Annotated in this window: 14 protein-coding genes; 9 read left to right on the top strand and 5 right to left on the bottom strand. The window is 64.0% G+C overall.

Going from position 1 to position 17,405, the window contains the following annotated elements; translation table 11 throughout:
- Positions 1 to 87: 87 nt before the first annotated feature.
- From ACYQ6J_RS15720 to ACYQ6J_RS15710, 3 genes are all read left to right on the top strand, one after another.
- Positions 88 to 270, top strand: coding sequence for a hypothetical protein (locus ACYQ6J_RS15720; protein WP_460185138.1), 183 nt, complete (start codon positions 88 to 90; stop codon positions 268 to 270).
- 120 nt (positions 271 to 390) lie between these two features.
- Positions 391 to 1,824 carry a tRNA (N6-isopentenyl adenosine(37)-C2)-methylthiotransferase MiaB gene (gene miaB / locus ACYQ6J_RS15715; RefSeq protein ID WP_460185137.1) on the top strand — a complete coding sequence of 478 codons (1,434 nt, stop codon included), beginning with the start codon at positions 391 to 393 and terminating at the stop codon, positions 1,822 to 1,824.
- Positions 1,825 to 1,882: 58 nt separating this feature from the next.
- Complete coding sequence (locus ACYQ6J_RS15710; protein WP_460185136.1) at positions 1,883 to 2,707, top strand: protein-L-isoaspartate(D-aspartate) O-methyltransferase; 825 nt, start codon at positions 1,883 to 1,885, stop codon at positions 2,705 to 2,707.
- 138 nt (positions 2,708 to 2,845) lie between these two features.
- Here the strand turns inward: ACYQ6J_RS15710 and ACYQ6J_RS15705 are convergent, their stop codons facing one another.
- Together ACYQ6J_RS15705 and ACYQ6J_RS15700 are read right to left on the bottom strand one after the other, a co-directional pair.
- Positions 2,846 to 3,193, bottom strand: a complete 348-nt coding sequence (locus tag ACYQ6J_RS15705; protein ID WP_460185135.1) for a hypothetical protein — start codon at positions 3,191 to 3,193, stop codon at positions 2,846 to 2,848.
- 596 nt (positions 3,194 to 3,789) lie between these two features.
- The gene (locus tag ACYQ6J_RS15700) at positions 3,790 to 4,707 is read right to left on the bottom strand and encodes a phosphatidate cytidylyltransferase (protein ID WP_460185134.1); all 918 of its coding nucleotides are present in this window, start codon (positions 4,705 to 4,707) and stop codon (positions 3,790 to 3,792) included.
- Positions 4,708 to 5,904: 1,197 nt separating this feature from the next.
- Between ACYQ6J_RS15700 and ACYQ6J_RS15695 the strand changes: the two genes are divergently transcribed.
- From ACYQ6J_RS15695 to rbsK, 4 genes are all read left to right on the top strand, one after another.
- Positions 5,905 to 6,822: a sugar phosphate isomerase/epimerase family protein gene (locus ACYQ6J_RS15695; protein ID WP_460185133.1), complete on the top strand. Its 918-nt coding sequence runs from the start codon at positions 5,905 to 5,907 to the stop codon at positions 6,820 to 6,822.
- Between the two features lie 117 nt (positions 6,823 to 6,939).
- A complete protein-coding gene (locus ACYQ6J_RS15690; protein WP_460185132.1) occupies positions 6,940 to 7,923 on the top strand; it encodes a 3-keto-disaccharide hydrolase in 984 nt (327 codons plus the stop codon).
- 331 nt (positions 7,924 to 8,254) lie between these two features.
- Complete coding sequence (locus tag ACYQ6J_RS15685; RefSeq protein ID WP_460185131.1) at positions 8,255 to 9,253, top strand: hypothetical protein; 999 nt, start codon at positions 8,255 to 8,257, stop codon at positions 9,251 to 9,253.
- 70 nt (positions 9,254 to 9,323) lie between these two features.
- Positions 9,324 to 10,253 carry a ribokinase gene (gene rbsK, locus ACYQ6J_RS15680; protein ID WP_460185130.1) on the top strand — a complete coding sequence of 310 codons (930 nt, stop codon included), beginning with the start codon at positions 9,324 to 9,326 and terminating at the stop codon, positions 10,251 to 10,253.
- A 503-nt stretch (positions 10,254 to 10,756) separates the two neighbouring features.
- Here the strand turns inward: rbsK and ACYQ6J_RS15675 are convergent.
- Positions 10,757 to 11,869 carry a M28 family peptidase gene (locus ACYQ6J_RS15675; RefSeq protein ID WP_460185129.1) on the bottom strand — a complete coding sequence of 371 codons (1,113 nt, stop codon included), beginning with the start codon at positions 11,867 to 11,869 and terminating at the stop codon, positions 10,757 to 10,759.
- Positions 11,870 to 13,525: 1,656 nt separating this feature from the next.
- Between ACYQ6J_RS15675 and ACYQ6J_RS15670 the strand changes: the two genes are divergently transcribed.
- Positions 13,526 to 14,326: a carbon storage regulator gene (locus ACYQ6J_RS15670; protein ID WP_460185128.1), complete on the top strand. Its 801-nt coding sequence runs from the start codon at positions 13,526 to 13,528 to the stop codon at positions 14,324 to 14,326.
- Between the two features lie 355 nt (positions 14,327 to 14,681).
- Positions 14,682 to 15,722, top strand: a complete 1,041-nt coding sequence (locus tag ACYQ6J_RS15665) for a 6-phosphogluconolactonase (RefSeq protein ID WP_460185127.1) — start codon at positions 14,682 to 14,684, stop codon at positions 15,720 to 15,722.
- 42 nt (positions 15,723 to 15,764) lie between these two features.
- Here ACYQ6J_RS15665 and ACYQ6J_RS15660 read toward each other — a convergent pair whose 3' ends face one another.
- Together ACYQ6J_RS15660 and ACYQ6J_RS15655 are read right to left on the bottom strand one after the other, a co-directional pair.
- Complete coding sequence (locus ACYQ6J_RS15660) at positions 15,765 to 16,154, bottom strand: diacylglycerol kinase family protein (protein ID WP_460185126.1); 390 nt, start codon at positions 16,152 to 16,154, stop codon at positions 15,765 to 15,767.
- Between the two features lie 147 nt (positions 16,155 to 16,301).
- Entirely contained in the window at positions 16,302 to 17,342 is a 1,041-nt protein-coding gene (locus tag ACYQ6J_RS15655) for an ROK family protein (RefSeq protein WP_460185125.1), read from the bottom strand.
- Positions 17,343 to 17,405: the final 63 nt, after the last annotated feature.

Here is a 17,405-nt window from a genome sequence, read left to right as displayed (position 1 = left end):
GGGATTATATACCCCGACGGCGGCGGCCCACGACGGCGTATCCCGCTGCCGACTCGACGCACGGTGAGTCACACGGAGGGCGTCTCCATGGACGGTTGGGACATTGCACTTTGGTCGGGCGGCGCCGCCTTGGCCGTCCTGGCTTTGGTCCGGATGATGCGAGCGGCACGGGACCGCTACGTCCTCTACTATCAGCAACAGGCCCGACAGGCCGCGGCAAAGAATGGCCGGTCCGCGCCCGCCGAATCGGAAGGCGACGGCAACGCCTGATTCGGCCGAGCGGCATCGGGACGGGTCTCCCGACGGGCGAATTTCCCGCGTCGCGCCGGGTGTAGCATGCCCCGCTCGCCGCCGGTTGCATCACGATTCCTTTCCCCTATCGACGCGTCCATGACCAAGCGCTTTTTCCTGGAAACCGTCGGCTGTCAGATGAACGTGCTCGACAGCGAGTTGGTGGCGGCGGCCCTGTTGCAGGCCGGCTACCGGCGGACGTTCGAGCGACGCCATGCCGACCTCATCCTCTTCAACACGTGCAGCGTCCGCCAACATGCCGAGGACAAGATCTACAGTGCGCTGGGGCGACTCAAACATCTCAAAGAACAGCGGCCCGACAAATTGATCGGCGTGTTGGGTTGCATGGCGCAGAAGGATCGCGAGGCCATTCTGCGGCGCGCCCCGCACGTGGACCTGATCGTGGGACCGGGCCAAATCGGCAGCCTGGTGGCCCTGCTCGAAGAACGCGAGCGAAAAAAGGAACCGCAAGTCGCGGTGGCCCTGCCGCGACGAGGGCACCGGCGCGAGACGGTCGCCCAGTCCTTCGCCCTTTACGATCCCGATCGCGTGACCGAGGCGCGTTCGCAGCGGCATCGGGCGATGGTCCGCGTCATGCTGGGTTGCGATAAGTTCTGCACGTATTGCATTGTGCCCAGCGTTCGCGGTCCGGAGCAGAGTCGCCCCGCCGCCGAAATTATAGACGAGGTCCGCCTGCTGGCCGATCAAGGTTGCCGGGAAATCACGCTCTTGGGCCAGACCGTCAACAGTTACCGGACGAGCGAGAACGGGCGGCAGGTCCGCCTTTCCGATCTTTTGGAAAGAGTCGCGGAAGTAGAAGGCATCCGCCGCATCCGCTTCGTAACGAACTATCCCCGCGACATGACCCCCGACCTATTGCAGGCCGTTCGCGATCTCCCCAAGGTCTGCCCGTACCTGCATGTGCCGGCGCAATCGGGTTCCAACGCCGTGCTCAAGCGGATGAAGCGGGGCTACACGGTGGAGCAGTATCGCGAGATGCTCGCCGCCGTCCGCGAGACCCTGCCCGGCGCCGCCGTGACGAGCGATTTCATCGTCGGTTTCTGCGGCGAGACAGAGGAGGATTTCGAGGCCACCATGCGTCTGACGGAGGAGGCCCGCTTCAAGAACAGCTTCATCTTCAAATACAGTCCGCGACCGGGCACCAAGGCCGACGAACTTTTCCCCGACGATGTGCCGGAGGCGGTCAAACGGCGTCGCAACCATGAACTATTGGCGCTGCAAAATCGCATCAGCGAGGAGGACAATCGCCGTTTCGTGGGCGAGACGGTGGAGGTGTTGATCGACGGTCCGAGCAAGGCTGCGGGGGGAACCGCCGCGGAGGCGGGCGACGCCGTCTCCGACGCCCGTTCCGCACCGAACGGCGAGTCGCTACAATTGACGGGCCGAACCCCGTGCGACCGCATCGTGGTGTTCGACGGTGAGGCGAACTGGATCGGAAGGTTCGCCCGCGTTCAGGTCGAACGCGTCACCGCCGTGACCCTTTTCGGGACGATCGTCTCGGTCGAGCCTTGAAACCGCGAGAGACATCCGCCGGGTCGCCCATCGCGGAACGTCAGCGGAGGGCCTCGCCATGGATTCCCGCACGGTCGCGCTCGCGGTGAGCGGTTTGGCGGCCTTGGCCGTCGTGGCGATTGCCATATTTTTTTGGAGGGCGATCGATCGCATGTCCCCCGGCAGGGAAGACGTCGAACCGGCGGAGGGCGCTGCCCGCGAGGATCGCGCGGACGCCCCAACCGCGTCCCGCCCGACCGGCGACGACTTCCTCGCCTTGCGGCATGCGATGGTCGAGGGGCAGTTGGCCTCGCGCGACATCCGCGATCCTCGCGTCCTGGAGGCCATGCTCCGGGTGCCGCGTCACCGATTCGTTCCGCAAACCGTCCTGCACGAGGCCTACGACGACCACCCCTTGCCGATCGGTCACGGGCAAACGATCTCGCAACCTTACATCGTGGCTTTGATGACGCAGGCGGCGGCGCCGCAACCCGAGAGCCGAGCGCTGGACGTGGGCACGGGATCGGGCTATCAGGCCGCCGTGCTGGCCGAGTTGTGCCGCGAGGTCTATTCCATCGAAATCGTGGAACCCTTGGCCGCAGAGGCTGAAAAGAGGTTGCGGGAACTCGGGTATGCGAACGTCACGGTCCGCGTGGGAGACGGTTACCAAGGCTGGCCGGAAAAGGCCCCGTTCGATCTGATCATTGTGGCCGCCGCGCCGGACCACGTGCCGCAACCGCTGATCGACCAATTGGCCCCGGGAGGGCGCTTGGTGATTCCCGTCGGCGATGCCCGGCAAGAATTGCTGCTGATCGTCAAAGACCGGGACGGTGCGGTCCGCCGAGAGTCCATCGCGCCCGTGATGTTCGTGCCAATGACCGGCGAAGCGATGCGGAGGAAATAACCGGAAATAACCACGGGCAAAAGATCGGCCGATCGAACGGGGCAGGCCGGTTGCTCGGGTCCGATCCCGGGTAGGTAAGAGTCGGCTAATAGTCCGTGCGTAGAAGTCAGCGCGGCTCGGACGGATCGGTACGATCGCTCAAAACTTGGGATAGCTGCCCGCCAGACCGATGTAGGTGCGGCAGTAGGGACAGATGCGAGTCTCGGCCAAGACCTCTCGGTTGCACTTCTCGCAGATTTTCTTGGGCGGTCGGGGCGTGGCCTCCGGTCCGGAGACGCGATGGGTGGTCTCCGCCGGTTCCGCTTCCTTGTTCCCGGAGGCGGGGCCGAGCAACTCCAGAATCTCGTCCTCGGAAAGGCCGTCGCGGGGCTTTTCCGGTATCTTCATGCGGACGCCGCACACGGGACACAGACCCCACTTGCCGGCAAAGTCATCCTTTACCCGCAACTTGTGGCCGTTCGGGCAAACTACGTCAATCGGCGGCATGTTCGTCCTCCTCGACTCGTGCCTAACGAAATATCAACGAGCCGATCTGTATGACCTCTTCTCAGACGTCCATGCTCCGGGGATTCATCAGCCTGAAAGGTGTCCGGTGATCCTCGCTCACCCTGCCCGACGTTCGTAAGTCCCGTGCCTTTCCCCGCGCGACGACGACCGCCCTGCGGTCTTTATCGCGGCTTGTCCGCGCGGGATTCCATCTTGCTATTGCGCCGGATGAGGTACGCGCTTGCGAGTTCCGGCGCGACCGACGGTATTTTTGGGGGGTATCGCTGGGGGGACAAAGCGGAGCGTAGTCGCCCTCCCCTGGTTAAACACCGCAACGGCGTCCAAGGTTCGGCGGAAATCCGGAATTCGGCGCAACGCCCCCGGATCATCGCCCCCCAAAACCCGCCGTCCTTCATGTTAACTACCCCGCGCGAACGATTCCACACCTTTTTTACACTTTTCGTCAACAACCCTATGGACGGGTTTATCCCCACATTCTGAGGGGTCACATACAGGATCAGGGTGGGCCGACGTCGGCGCAACGTCTGCCGCGGGCGGACTAGGGAAAGCGTGTAGCAACGGCGGTTGGCAAGCTATCAGTTCAACCAACCGAACAGCCAGAAGAGGTAGGCGGCGGGAGCAGCCATCAGGGCCGAGTCGATCAGATCCAAGGCGCCACCCAATCCCGGCACCAAGCGACTGGAGTCTTTTTGCCGCGCGTCGCGTTTGATCAGCGACTCGGCCAAGTCACCGATCATGCCCACCACGGCCAGGATCACGCCGTAGGCCAGCATGGGGAACCAATGTGGGACGTCGGCCTTCAGCCCCAATTGCGGCAGCAGCCAGTGGAAGCTGACGAAGGCCCCGACAACGCCGAAGAGTATCGCTCCGACCGCGCCCTCCAGGGTCTTGCCGGGACTGAGACGAGGCGCCAGACGATGCGTCCCAAACAACCGTCCCACGGCATAAGCCCCGCTATCCCCCAGTTTGACGACCATTAGCAGCGAGACGAGGGCTTCCAGGCCGAAAGCGACTCGCAATTGGACGAGGAACCCCGACAGCACGCCGATGTAGCAAACGGCAAAGACCGCTCCGGCGATGTTGACGGTGGCCCCGCCGGGGGAGCGATAGCGCTGCATCTCGACCCAAAAGGCCAAAAACACCGTGACGGCTACCGCTACCAGCGTGGCCAGGCTACTGACGGCGGCCAAGTCCCACCCCCGGGCCAGACGATCGGGATGCGTCGTCTCCCAATGGATCCAGAACAGACCCATGCCCCAGGCCGTCCCGACGGTCAACAGGTTGCCCAGGTGCACGACGGCGGGCGACGGAAAGACACGGTTTTCCCGGCACAAAAAGATGATTTCGTTTCCGCCCAACACAACGAAACCGATCAGGACGGGAAAGAGAAACACGCCGGGCAACTTGTCGGCGCGATAATCGAGGCCGCACAGCAGCAACAGAATGCCGGCCAGGAGCGTGCCGAAAACAAGGCGTTTGAGCAGGGTTGGCATGGGCGGCGGCTTCTCCCGGGTACGCCACGAAGGGCAACACCCTATATTGGTCTACGGTCGCACATCCGGCAAGACCCGCGCGGCGCTATTGTTACTCACCAATAGAAATGTCCTCTGATTCTAACGTGGGACCGTCCGTGGTGTTCCACATCGAGCTGACGCCCGACCTTCCCGTCACCGCTAGCAAACGCTAGCGCCTGGCGCTCTCGCGTTGTGTGTGCCGTTCCTATTCTGCATCAGTTCCATGAGCCGCCGGCGTAAGCCGGCGGTGGGTTTGTCGCTACCCAGGGCGCATCAACAACAATGATGCGAATACCACGCCCACCACCAACTGACGCTGGTGGCTTTAGGTATGTGCGTGAATCGCTCAATCCACCACCAGCTTACGCTGGTGGCTCCAGTTTGTGTTGATAGTTCAGGCCCACCACCAACTGACGCTGGTGGCTCTAGGGTTGGCGCGATGGCGCAGGAGACATTGGAGCCGCCGGCGTGAGCCGGCGGTGCAAGCGCGAGACCACAAAAAAATCGAAACTAGAGCCGCCGGCGTAAGCCGGCGGTGGGTTTGGCGCTACCCAGGGCGCATCAACAACAACGATGCGAATACCACGCCCACCACCAGCTAACGCTGGTGGCTTTAGGTATGTGTGTGAATCGCTCAATCCACCACCAGCTTACGCTGGTGGCTCCAGTTGGTGTGTGGATAGTTCAGGCCCACCACCAGCTAACGCTGGTGGCTCTAGGGTTGGCGCGATGGCGCAGGAGAAATTGGAGCCGCCGGCGTGAGCCGGCGGTGCAAGCGCGAGACCACAAAAAATCGAAACTAGAGCCGCCGGCGTGAGCCGGCGGTGGGTTTGGCGCTACCCAGGGCGCATCAACAACAACGATGCGAATACCACGCCCACCACCAACTGACGCTGGTGGCTTTAGGTATGTGCGTGAATCGCTCAATCCACCACCAGCTTACGCTGGTGGCTCCAGTTTGTGTTGATAGTTCAGGCCCACCACCAGCTAACGCTGGTGGCTCTAGGGTTGGCGCGATGGCGCAGGAGACATTGGAGCCGCCGGCGTGAGCCGGCGGTGGAAGCACTTGCGGACGGCAGCGCTCCGGAATTATCCTGAGTAACCGGTCGGTACATGGATAGCGATGCGTCCTTTCCAAGACGTTCACGGCTTGACACACGCATGAGGAGCGACACGATGATGCAGCGACGAGAGTTCTTTCGTTGGACGGGTACGGCAGCGTTGATGGGGGCGGGGCTTTCCGGAGGCGCCGCAGCCCGCGCCCTCGCCGCGCCGGGCGAGATCTCCCAGCCCAAGAGCGGCGCCAAACTCCAACTCTCCAGCCAGTTGGGCGTCATCCCCGGCAAGAGTTTGGAGGAAAAACTGGCCAAGATGAAGGCCTGGGGGTTCGATGCCGTGGAGTTGCCCGGCGATGTGGTCGGCAAGGTCGAGCAGTATCGCAAGGCCGCCGCCGATGCCGGTTTGAAGATCAGCGCCGTCTGCTGGGGATCGGCGGGCGGTTCGCTCGTCTCCGACGATCCGGAGCGGCGGAAAGACGGTATCGGCAAGCTGAAGGAGACCCTCGCGGCGGCGGGCGAACTGCAATCGACGGGCGTGATCTACGTCCCCGCCTTCAACGGCCAAACGCCGCTGACCAATCAGGAGATTCGCAAGGTCCTCTTGGACATCATGCCCGAGATCGGCGAGCACGCGGTCAACGTCAAGTCGCGGGTCTTGTTCGAACCGCTGAATCGCGGTGAGGCCTACTTCTTGCGGCAGGTCGCGGACGCGGCGGCCATCTGCCGCGACATCAACAGCCCCGGCATTTGCCTGATGGGCGACTTCTATCATATGTACATCGAGGAGCCGAGCGATTTCGCGGCCTTCGTGGCGGGCGGACCGTGGCTCCACCACGTCCACCTGGCCTCGCGGCGGCGCGTTCTGCCCGGCCAGGACGAACGCTCGTTCATCGACGGCTTCCGCGGCCTGAAATGGGTGGGATATCAAGACTATTGCAGTTTCGAGTGCGGTTGCGAAGGCGACCGCGAGGTCGAGATTCCCAAGGCCATGGCCTTCCTGCGGGAGCAGTGGGAGAAAGCCGACCTGCCGGGATGATCGGCGGCGGTGGGCGTTCGCTGCCGGAGCGGCGGGATCACGCTCCGCCTGCTCCCTGCGGCGTCGCCGCGTAAACGCTGGAGGTTCGAGTTTCGTTCGCTTTTAGGAGATGCTGCCATGTTTTTGCGCCATCGGTTGTTGCTTGCGTGTTGGGCGCCGGCGGTTCTCGCTTTCGCGGGAGCCTGCGCGGCACAAGAGATCATCGACGTCAAGGAAGCCGCCAAGGATCCGGACTTCGCGATCCAAGGCGAGTACATCGGCGAGGGCGTCGCCGAGGACGGCGCCCGGGGCAAGGTGGGTGCTCAAGTCGTGGCCCTGGGTGAAGGCAAGTTCGACGTCTACGTGCTCATCGGCGGCCTGCCCGGCGACGGATGGACGCCCGACCAGGACCGCATTCGCTTGTCGGCCATTCGCGACGGCGAGGCGGTCAAAATCGAAGGAGAGGGTGCGGTCGGCGAGATCAAGGGCGGCGTCATGACCTTGCGGAAAGGCGACGCCAAGGCCGAACTGAAACGCACCGAACGCAAAAGCCCCACCCTCGGCAAGAAACCGCCCGAGGGCGCCGTGGTCCTCTTCGACGGCAAGAGCGGCGACGCCTTCGAGGGCGCGCGACTGACCGAGGACGGCGCCATGCTCTCGGATGTGATTTCGAAGCAGAAGTTCAACGATTATCACCTGCACTTGGAGTTCCGATTGTCGTGGATGCCGAAGGCCCGCGGTCAAGCCCGCTCCAACAGCGGCGTTTATCTCCACGACTGCTACGAAGTGCAGGTCCTCGATTCGTTCGGTCTGACGGGCGAGGACAACGAGTGTGGCGGGATCTACAAGGTGAAGAAGCCCGACGTCAACATGTGCCTGCCGCCGTTGACCTGGCAGACGTACGACATCGACTTTACGGCGCCGAAGTACGAGGACGGAAAGAAGGTCGCCAACGCCCGACTCACCCTGCGGCACAACGGCGTGGTGATTCACGAGGATTTGGAACTGCCGAGCGCAACGCCCGGTCGCCAAGGGGAAGGCCCGGGCCCGCGCCCCCTCTACCTCCAAGGCCACGGGAACAAGGTGGTGTACGGCAACATTTGGTTGGTTCCCAAACCGTAAGCTCGTCCCCTTGGTAAGCGGACTTCCAGTCCGCCAAATGTGATCCTCGGAACTATCACCGCGGGGCGAAGGCCGCTTCGGTCTTCGCCCCCTTCTTCATGCGGAGCACGACCGCGGGGTCGTGTTGCGGCGAAGGTTTCCGGTCGCGCTGCACTGCGGCCATTGCCTGGGTTGTGCCGGTGCGTTAGAATCCGCCCAAGTCGGAGGTTCCCGGGCGTCCGCGAAGTCCCGCCGCCCGGTGTACGTCTCTCAAAGGTATGCGTCGGTCCTCTTCACGGTATGCGTCGGTAGCGGAACCGCATTGATCCAGGGTGATCCGGGGAGTCGCGCCATGTTCGTATTGGAAAGTTACCCGGCGGCAGTCGTTTTCTGCATCATTACCATGCTGTGTTGGGGATCGTGGGCCAACACGCAGAAGTTGGCCGGACGCTCCTGGCGATTCGAACTGTTCTACTGGGATTACGTGATCGGCGTCCTGCTGACGGCCTTGATTCTGGCCTTCACGATGGGCAGCATGGGCGATAAGGGCCGGCCCTTTCTGGAAGACCTTGCCCAGGCCCAATGGCCGGTCCAAGGTTGGGCCCTGTTGGGCGGCGTGGTGTTCAATGCCGCCAACATCCTGCTGGTGGCGGCCATTGCGCTGGCGGGCATGGCGGTCGCCTTTCCGGTGGGCATCGGGTTGGCCCTGATCGTCGGCATGATCGTCAACTACATCAATCAGCCGACCGGTAACCCCGTCCTGCTCTTCTCCGGCATGACGCTCGTGGCGGCGGCCATCGTGCTGGATGCCTTGGCCTATCGGCGATTGCCCTCGCAAAAGGAGTCCGGCGGCGGCGTCAAGGGCTTGGTGCTGTCGATTTTGTGCGGTCTGCTGATGGGCACCTTCTATCTGTGCGTCGCGCGTTCCATGGCCGAGGACCCCGTCGCCTTGGAGGCGGGCAAGCTCTCACCCTACACGGCCATGGTGTTCTTTTCGCTGGGCGTGCTGATGAGCAATTTCGTGTTCAATACTCTGCTGATGCGGTTTCCCGTCGCCGGTCAACCCGTCGCTTTCGCCGATTACTTCCGCGGTTCTCCGCGCGACCACCTGTGGGGCATCGTGGGAGGGATGATTTGGGGAGTCGGCATGACGATGAGCATCATCGCCGCCGGTAAAGCCGGTTTCGCCATTTCCTACGGATTGGGCCAAGGCGCCACGCTGGTGGCGGCCTTGTGGGGCGTGTTCGTTTGGCGAGAGTTCCGCGAGGCCCCGCCCGGGACCAACCGGTTGCTGACCGCCATGTTCGCGGCGTTCCTGATCGGACTGACGACGATCATCCTGTCGCGGTGATTACCCCGCCGCCAATGGTGTTTTCGACCGAAGTGAGCCGACCTTCTTCCCTTGCCGGTGAGGCCGTCGTATGAAGATCCCGCACGTGGTCGTGGTAGGCAGTTCCAACACGGACATGGTGGTCAAGACGTCGCATCTGCCCAAGCCGGGGGAAACGGTGGTCGGCGGTACGTTCGTGATGGCGGCAGGCGGCAAGGGCGCCAATCAAGCGGTGGCCGCCGCCAGGCTGCGGGCCAAGACCACGTTCATTGCCAAGGTCGGCGACGACCTCTTCGGCAAGCAGGCCGTCGAAGGCTACCAAAAAGAGGGCATCGACACACGCTGGGTCTTTCGCGATCCGGAGCGTCCCACCGGCGTCGCGCTGATCCTGGTGGAGGAGAGCGGCGAAAACCTGATCTCGGTGGCATCCGGGGCCAACGAAGCCCTCGCACCGGCGGACATCGACGCGGCGTCCGAGGTCCTGCGTTCCGCCGACATCGTGGTGATGCAACTGGAGACCCCGTTGCCCACGGTATGCCGAGCGGCGGAAATCGCGGCGGCGGCAGGCGTGCCGGTGATTCTGGACCCCGCCCCCGCTCCCGCCCAGCCCCTTCCTCAAGACTTGCTGCGGCACGTCACGTATCTCAAACCCAACGAGAGCGAGGCCGAGCGATTGACCGGCGTGGCCGTGACCGATGTCGATTCGGCTCAAGCCGCGGCGGATCGCTTGCTTGCGACCGGTCTCCGGGCTGTGATCGTGACCTTGGGCGCACGGGGAGCGCTAGTGGTGGAAAGACCCGGGGCGGGAGTGACGGTGCCGCCGCACGCGGTCTCGGCTGTGGACACCACGGCGGCGGGCGATGCCTTCAGCGGCGCGCTGGCCGTCGCACTGGCCCGGGGCGATTCCCTGATCGACGCCGCACGATTCGCCGCGGTGGCCGGCGCCTTGGCCGCCTCGCGGATGGGGGCCCAACCCAGCCTACCCACCGAAGCCGAGGTCCGCGCTGCGCGGGGCGCGTAAACCCCGCCCGCCGCCTTCGCCCGACTTTCCCTCCCACGGACCGGCACGCAGGTTGCCGTCTCGATTCCGCGGCACGGAACGCATTTTGCACTCCGCGAAACGGCCGTTTCCGCCCTGGCCTCCGCGCCGCCGTAGGCTAAAATTTATAGGACTGGGAGGCAGCCCGACCGAGCGGTCAAAAACGCCGTGCCGGGCGACGTTGAATGGAGTTTTCGCCGGTCTTTCGCCGATACATTCGACGGATCGATCCGGCCGATGCTAGCAACCATTGGGTCAAGCCGCTTTCAGTATATTCCGACGGAGGTGCCAACCCTTTAGCGTGAACCTGGGTCGATTCAACGGCTTGTGCAAGTGCACGCTGGACCCTCGTTCGTCTCGCAGCGACGCATCCAGTCGCAATATCGCGGCGGCTTGATCCGATAAACCGCCGAGTCTTCCGGTTCTTCCGGGAGACCGGCGGTTTTGTTTTGCGCGACGCCCCCGGCGGCGGGTTCGAGCGGCGGTCACGGCACCCGGGCGGCGTCCAGACTCTTCATCCACTCCAAGACCACCCAGCCCACCTTGGCCAGGCTGAGGGCCGAGCACTTCTCCGGCACGTCCTGCTGCGTGTGCCAAAACGGATAGTCGAAGTCGATCAGCACGATCGCCGAAATGCCGCCGATGTTGTGCAGCGGGATGTGATCGTCGCGGACCTCGTATTTCTTCTTGGGGATGAACTCGCGCACGCGGAGTCGCGCGGCGGTGGACCAAATGCCGTCCACGATCCAGCGCGTATCGCGCCACCAGGCGCTGTTGCGCTCTTGATAGATCTGAAGGTCCGCGTCGCCGATCATGTCCAACAACACGGCGGCGCGATAGCGCCAGGGCCGTTGCTTCGCGGATCGGGCATATTCCCGCGCGAAATACTCCGAACCTTGAAAGTACGGTTGCCATTCCTCGAATAGGAATTCCTCGCCGTCGAACAGCACCAAATCCACGCCGAAACGCCGAGGAAATTCTGCGCTGTACCGGGCCATTGTCATCAGGACGGCGGTGCCGCTGGCGCCGTCGTTGGCCCCGACGAATCGCCCGCGCGGATTCACCGGGTCGCGGATCGGCAAGGGCAGCGTGTCGTAGTGCGCGCACAAGAGGATGCGATCCGCACGCTCCGGAAAGAATCGCGCGATGACGTTGGCCATCGGCACGCCGGCGCCGGAGCGCGGATCCCGACCGGTGAATTGTTGAAGCTCGACCTCCGCTCCCAATTCCGAAAAATGCCGCAGCAGCAACTCTTGCTGGGCCTTCATGCCGGGCGATCCGCTGGGCCGGGGACCGATCTCGCACAACCACTTGAGGTGCTCGTAGGCGTCGGCGCCGTCGAACGGGATTTGATCCAGGCGATATGACGAAACCGGCGACTCGGCTTGGCCGTTTCGGGGTTGTAGTAGTATCAGGACCGCTCCTACCGCGATGGCAGCGCCCGCGACCCCACCGCACCACCACATCACGCTCCGCAAGCGAACGCGGCGAACCGACTCGTCGCGCGGCGGTGAGTCGGACGAAGGCCCCGATACCTCGCCCGACCGCGAACCGCCGGGGCGCTCGGCGAACGACTTTTTGCGGGAGGAACGGCCCATTTTCTCAGCTCACAAGATTGAATGGCATGCGCCCCCGCCGCCGACCCGGCGGGGGTTTTCCAAAGAACCCTTGGGGCGGCGAACCGGACGCGGAAAATCGCCGCATCCGCTCGCGGCGGACTGCTGACGGAGATGGTGACTCCATCATATCGCGTACACGGTGGCCGGGCCAATCGCCTCCAGCGCACAGGAGCCTCCCGCCACACTAACGCATCCCGCGACATTGGAACCTCCAGCGACACTAACACATTCAGCGACATTAGAGCCTCCAGCTACAGTCACGCATCCAGCGACATTGGAGCCCCCAGTTCACAGGAGCCTCCAGCGTAAGCTGGAGGTGAAGAAGCGCGCCGTGGTCCAACGCGCCGCAGCGCGGAAACACCACCGGCTCACGCCGGCGGCTCCAGGATTTCACGCAGGCGCCGACTCCAGAAGTGCTCAACGCAACGCACGATCGCACGGGACCCCCAGCGACATTGGAACCTCCAGCGACACTAACACATTCAGCGACATTAGAGCCTCCAGCTACAGTCACGCATCCAGCGACATTGGAGCCCTCAGTTCACAGGAGCCTCCAGCGTAAGCTGGAGGTGAAGAAGCGCGTCGTGGTCCAACGCGCCGCAGCGCGGATACACCGCCGGCTCACGCCGGCGGCTCCAGGATTTCACGCAGGCGGCTCCAGGATTTCACGCAGGCGCCGACTCCAGAAGTGCTCAACGCAACGCACGATCGCACGGGACCCCCAGCGACATTGGAACCTCCAGCGACACTAACACATTCAGCGACATTAGAGCCTCCAGCTACAGTCACGCATCCAGCGACATTGGAGCCCCCAGTTCACAGGAGCCTCCAGCGTAAGCTGGAGGTGAAGAAGCGCGTCGTGGTCCAACGCGCCGCAGCGCGGATACACCGCCGGCTCACGCCGGCGGCTCCAGGATTTCACGCAGGCGGCTCCAGGATTTCACGCAGGCGCCGACTCCAGAAGTGCTCAACGCAACGCACGATCGCACAGGAGCCTCCAGCGTAAGCTGGAGGTGAAGAAGCGCGCCGTGGTCCAACGCGCCGCGGTGCGGAAACACCACCAGCTCACGCTGGTGGCTCTAGAGTTCGCGCTGGGCGGCAAGGAGGGGGCAAAAACCGAAAAATTCGCCGTAAGGTCGGGGCTTCCGCGGCAACTTATTCGGAAGTGTCGGCCGACGCCGCGAAGCAGGGAAAACCGTAAAACGAAAATTAAAAAATCGCTATTTGCGGTTTTGGGGCGATTCGTTATAAAACCCTTTGGATACGTGAGAGTGTGTCTCGCGGCAAGGAAGTCTCGATTCCCTCTATTGCGCAGCGGTTCGACCAAGGAAAGGGTAAGTCCCGACCCGTGGCGCCGGCGTGGTTCGGCGGCACGCGAAGGCGGAAGGAATCCGCTTCGGCAATGTCGGTCGGGAGTCGGGGTCGACCGCAAGCAGCCCAAAGGGAGGTTGGGTGTTCATTGGCGCCAACCTCCGTAGTCGACGCTCCGTGCATCGGGCTGCGCGCTGCTCCGTCACGGGGAGGCGGTGAACGACCGTCCGCGTGCATCCTGTGGGATGCCGAGTCGGCGCCGGTCGGCGACCCGCGTTTGGACCCGGTTCGAGTCTGGAAAGGATTCGCGAGAAGGAGGGAGCCATGCTGGTACTGAGTCGGAGACCCAATGAAAAGTTGGTCCTGCCCACCGTCAACGTGGCGGTGCAGGTGGTCAAGATCCTGGGAAACGCCGTGCGCTTGGGGATCGAGGCCCCGGGCAACGTGCCCGTCTATCGAGAGGAATTGCTGAAGGCTCGCGGGGACGCCCCCACGGCGGCGCATGGTCCCGCCGCAAATGCGCCTACGTCTTCGGACGAGTCCGCGGAACGGACGCCGTTGGAACCCGATCAGTTGGAGCGGATTCTGGATTGTCTGGGCTTCGCGTTCGACTTTGCCCACGCCGCGCTGGATCGGGGCGAAATCCAAGAGGCGCGACGGGTATTGGACAAGGCTTTTCGGCACGTGGAGCGGATTCGGTCCCAATGCTTGGCGCCGAAACCGGCGCCCGGATCGCGTTCGCCCCGTCTCTTGCTCGTGGAAAAGGATCCCGAGCGGCGAAAGGCCCTGGCCGAGACTCTGCGCGGCGCCGGGTACGAGGTGGAGGCCGTCGAAGACGGTTGCCGCGCCGTGGACGTGCTGAGTCGTTGCGGTCGTCCCGACATCGTGCTCCTCGACTTCGCTCCCGCGCGGTCCCCCTGCGAGGATGCGGCGGCGACGGTTCGCGCGATTCGCAGCAATCCGGCCTGGAGCCATCTCAAGGTGATCGGCCTGGGGCGAAAAGGCGAGGCCGAGGTCCAGGTCAGCGTGGGAGCCCGCGGCGTCGATCGCTGGATCGAGACGCCGAATTCGCGGGAATCGCTGCTGTCGGGCGTGGAATCGGAAGCGTCGTCCGTCCGTTTCTGAATGCGTCGGTGACGCTTTCCGGCGCCGTTTTTCGGCGGGCGACGCCCGTCGCCGCAGTTCACCCGGCGCCCGATCGCGGTATCGCGGAAGGCAGGCCTCTTCCCATGGCCGCATCGACGGCGCGACCGGGTCGCCTTTCGTCAACGCGGGCGGTTCGTCCTTCCGCGGCGCCGTGACTCGAGCGGACGGTCCGCCCGGCTCTTGACGCCGCCCATCGGCCCGGCGAAACTGTTTTTTCCTCGTTGTGCCGAGCGTGGGAGAGGCCTTCGCGAGCCTGTCCCGCAGTGCTTTTGGCCCGCACCCCGGCCGCGCTTTTGCGGCGGTTCACGGTCCGAGATGGGGGGAAGATCGTATCATGAGCGATTCCTTTTCGTCACGAGATACGGGCGGTCTTGCACCGCGAAATTGGTTGCAACCGGAGTTCGCCCTGGAGGCCCCGGCGCCGCGGAGCGTCATTCCCACATCCGGACCGCCCGTGGCTGTTTATGAGTCGGCGGAAGAGATGGGCTGGGCTTCGGCGATCAACCTGGCGGCGGAGCAGTGTCGCTTGGCCGAGGAACGGGACGAGCTGAGTTTCATCGTGATGGCCGCCCCGTCCGCCTTCCCGTTCTATCAAGCGTATGTGCGGTTGGCCGAGTCCTCGCCGCGACTCCGCCGCGCGATACGGAAAACGCACTTCTTTCAGTTCGACGATTACCCGTTGCCGGCCCATCATCCGGCATCGTTTCGATTCCTTCTATTGCAACGCTTTTTCATGCCGCTGGCGCCGTTCACCGACCCGGCCAAGGTGCATTTGTTCGAGGCCGACGCCCCGGACCCCGACGCCGCCGCGCGCCGCTACGAAAAGGCCGTCTTGGAACGGGGTCTCGACCTGCAATTGATGGGCATCGGCGAGAACGGGCACTGGGGATTTCACGAACCCGGGATTCCCCTGGAAGGCTCGCCGCGATTCATGCGGGTGGCGCTGACCGAGGAGAACGTCGATCAGCAGATGCGCGATCATCCGCAACTCTTCCGCAAACCGGAAGACGTGCCGATGTCCGCCTACACCGCCTCCGTGCCCCTCTTCCTCACCACCCGGCACTTGATCGAGGGCAACGTCCCCCAGGCGGGCAAGGCCCTGGCGATACTGGCGGCCTTCGGTTCCAAGACGGTTCACGATTCGGTTCCCGCCGGGGCATTGAAACGCCATCCCCGCGCCGTGGTCCGTACCACGCAAGCGGCGGCCTGGGCCTTGGCCGACTACCGCGAGAAAGGCGTCGTCACCCGCGACGCAGCGCATCGCCTGGCGGAAAGTCTCCGCGGACCGCGCATGCCGAATATGTCCTCCATTTTGGCCCGAATACGCGAGACGCTCGCCGCGGTCGGAATCCCCATGGAGGATTTCGCCGCCTGAATCCGCCTCCGCCGCCGCCCACCGGTTCCGCGGAAAGGCGCGTCACCACCAACCGAGCAGATGGATCAGGTGTCGGCCGAAGATGATGCCGCCGATCACCGCCGCCCCCAGCGATGCCATCAGCACGGCGGCGCTGGCCACGTTCAGGGCGGTTTCGATGTGCGGGTTGTAGTCTTGCGTGACCGCGGGCGCGATCCATTCCAAGGCGCTGTTGATCAATTCCGCCGTGAATACCACGGCGATGGAGAGGATCAGGAGGCACCATTCTGTCTCGGTGACACGAAAGACCGCCGCCGCGATCATGACGGCGAATGCCATGGCGAAGTGCACGGCGAAGCTGCTTTGCCCCACAATGCCGTACCACAGGCCGCGGAAGGCATCGCCGAACTTGCGGCCCCAAGTCCTTTTCGGTTTGATCGGAGGACGCGGCACGCCCTGATGCTCCTCTAGGAATTCGGAACGATATGAGCCGATGCTCTCGCCGGGGCGGCGCCGCGCCCCCGGGACCCTCAATATGATCCGCGAAAACCTCGCGTTGAGCGCCGACCGGTCTCGCTGCGGCGGACGAAGACGCGATTATTACCCACGATCGCGCCGATGGACCAGTCGGGCAATACCCGCCGCACCAATGAAACCGGCGTCGCCGCCCAGCGCCGCAAACCGGATACTAACCTTCTCGATCAAAGCGGGGAAGGCACGCTCCCGAATCTCCTCGCGGATGCGATCCAAAAAGCGACGACCGATCGGCGAGACGTTTCCGCCGAACGTCATGGCTCCTCCTAACAGTACAACGGAGGGGTCGAACGTGTGCAGCAGGGTCACGATGCCGAGTCCCAAGTAACGGGCGGTTTCGAGGATGATGTCCAGGGCTTCGGCGTCCCCCGCCTCGGCCATCGCGGCAATCAGGCGCGTCGTGAGCGTTTCGCCCGCCGCCGTCCGCTCGGCAATCGCCGCGCACTTTCCGGCGGCTATCAGCTCACGGGTTCGACGAACGACCGCCGTGGCGCTGGCGAAGGCCTCCAGATGGCCGGTCTTACCGCACGAGCAAAGGGGGGCCTGCGGCGACGGATCAATCAGAATGTGCCCGCATTCCGTGCCGTGACCGTGCTCGCCCTCGATGATAAGGTCGTGGATAATCGCCCCGCACCCGATGCCGGTCCCCAAGGTCAAGAGCACCACACTGCGAAAACCGCGTCCCGATCCGATCCACATCTCCCCGTAGGCCGCCGCTGAGGCGTCGTTGGACATGACCACCGGCATGCCCAACTGCTCGGCAAGGCGATCGCGGATCGGGAACCCGTGCCAACCGGGGAAATTGGTCGGGTTGACCATCACGCCTGCCTGGTAGTCCAAAATGCCGGGGCACCCCAAGCCGATCCGGGCGACTTCCGTCGGTTGCAGCCCGATCTGGTCGATCATGGCGTTTACCCCGGCCGCGATGTGCTCGACGGAGGTTTGCGGCCCCTCGGCCACGGCGGTCGGGATGTCCTCGGCCCGACACACCGGTCGCCCGAGGTCATCCACCACCCCCAATTTGGTACTTGTTCCGCCCAAATCGACGCCGACGTAAAACGGCGCCACGGCCCGGGTCAACGGAATGGGTTTCACGTCCGGAGCCATGGATCGGGCCTCCCTGATTTTTTCCAGACTAGGGCCGGTGGTTCCCGGATTGGAGCCTGGCGC

Source organism: Thermopirellula anaerolimosa (assembly GCF_054657335.1).
The sequence above is the reverse complement of the archived record's forward strand: the minus strand, read 5'-3'. Positions and strand labels throughout refer to the sequence as shown.

Coding starts and splice junctions, on each gene's coding strand:
- ACYQ6J_RS15705 (WP_460185135.1), bottom strand. CDS start 3,193: ATGCCGCCGATTGACGTAGTTTGCCCGAACGGCCACAAGTTGCGGGTA.
- ACYQ6J_RS15655 (WP_460185125.1), bottom strand. CDS start 17,342: ATGGCTCCGGACGTGAAACCCATTCCGTTGACCCGGGCCGTGGCGCCG.
- ACYQ6J_RS15720 (WP_460185138.1), top strand. CDS start 88: ATGGACGGTTGGGACATTGCACTTTGGTCGGGCGGCGCCGCCTTGGCC.
- ACYQ6J_RS15665 (WP_460185127.1), top strand. CDS start 14,682: ATGAGCGATTCCTTTTCGTCACGAGATACGGGCGGTCTTGCACCGCGA.
- ACYQ6J_RS15670 (WP_460185128.1), top strand. CDS start 13,526: ATGCTGGTACTGAGTCGGAGACCCAATGAAAAGTTGGTCCTGCCCACC.
- miaB (WP_460185137.1), top strand. CDS start 391: ATGACCAAGCGCTTTTTCCTGGAAACCGTCGGCTGTCAGATGAACGTG.
- ACYQ6J_RS15695 (WP_460185133.1), top strand. CDS start 5,905: ATGATGCAGCGACGAGAGTTCTTTCGTTGGACGGGTACGGCAGCGTTG.
- rbsK (WP_460185130.1), top strand. CDS start 9,324: ATGAAGATCCCGCACGTGGTCGTGGTAGGCAGTTCCAACACGGACATG.
- ACYQ6J_RS15675 (WP_460185129.1), bottom strand. CDS start 11,869: ATGGGCCGTTCCTCCCGCAAAAAGTCGTTCGCCGAGCGCCCCGGCGGT.
- ACYQ6J_RS15710 (WP_460185136.1), top strand. CDS start 1,883: ATGGATTCCCGCACGGTCGCGCTCGCGGTGAGCGGTTTGGCGGCCTTG.
- ACYQ6J_RS15700 (WP_460185134.1), bottom strand. CDS start 4,707: ATGCCAACCCTGCTCAAACGCCTTGTTTTCGGCACGCTCCTGGCCGGC.
- ACYQ6J_RS15685 (WP_460185131.1), top strand. CDS start 8,255: ATGTTCGTATTGGAAAGTTACCCGGCGGCAGTCGTTTTCTGCATCATT.
- ACYQ6J_RS15690 (WP_460185132.1), top strand. CDS start 6,940: ATGTTTTTGCGCCATCGGTTGTTGCTTGCGTGTTGGGCGCCGGCGGTT.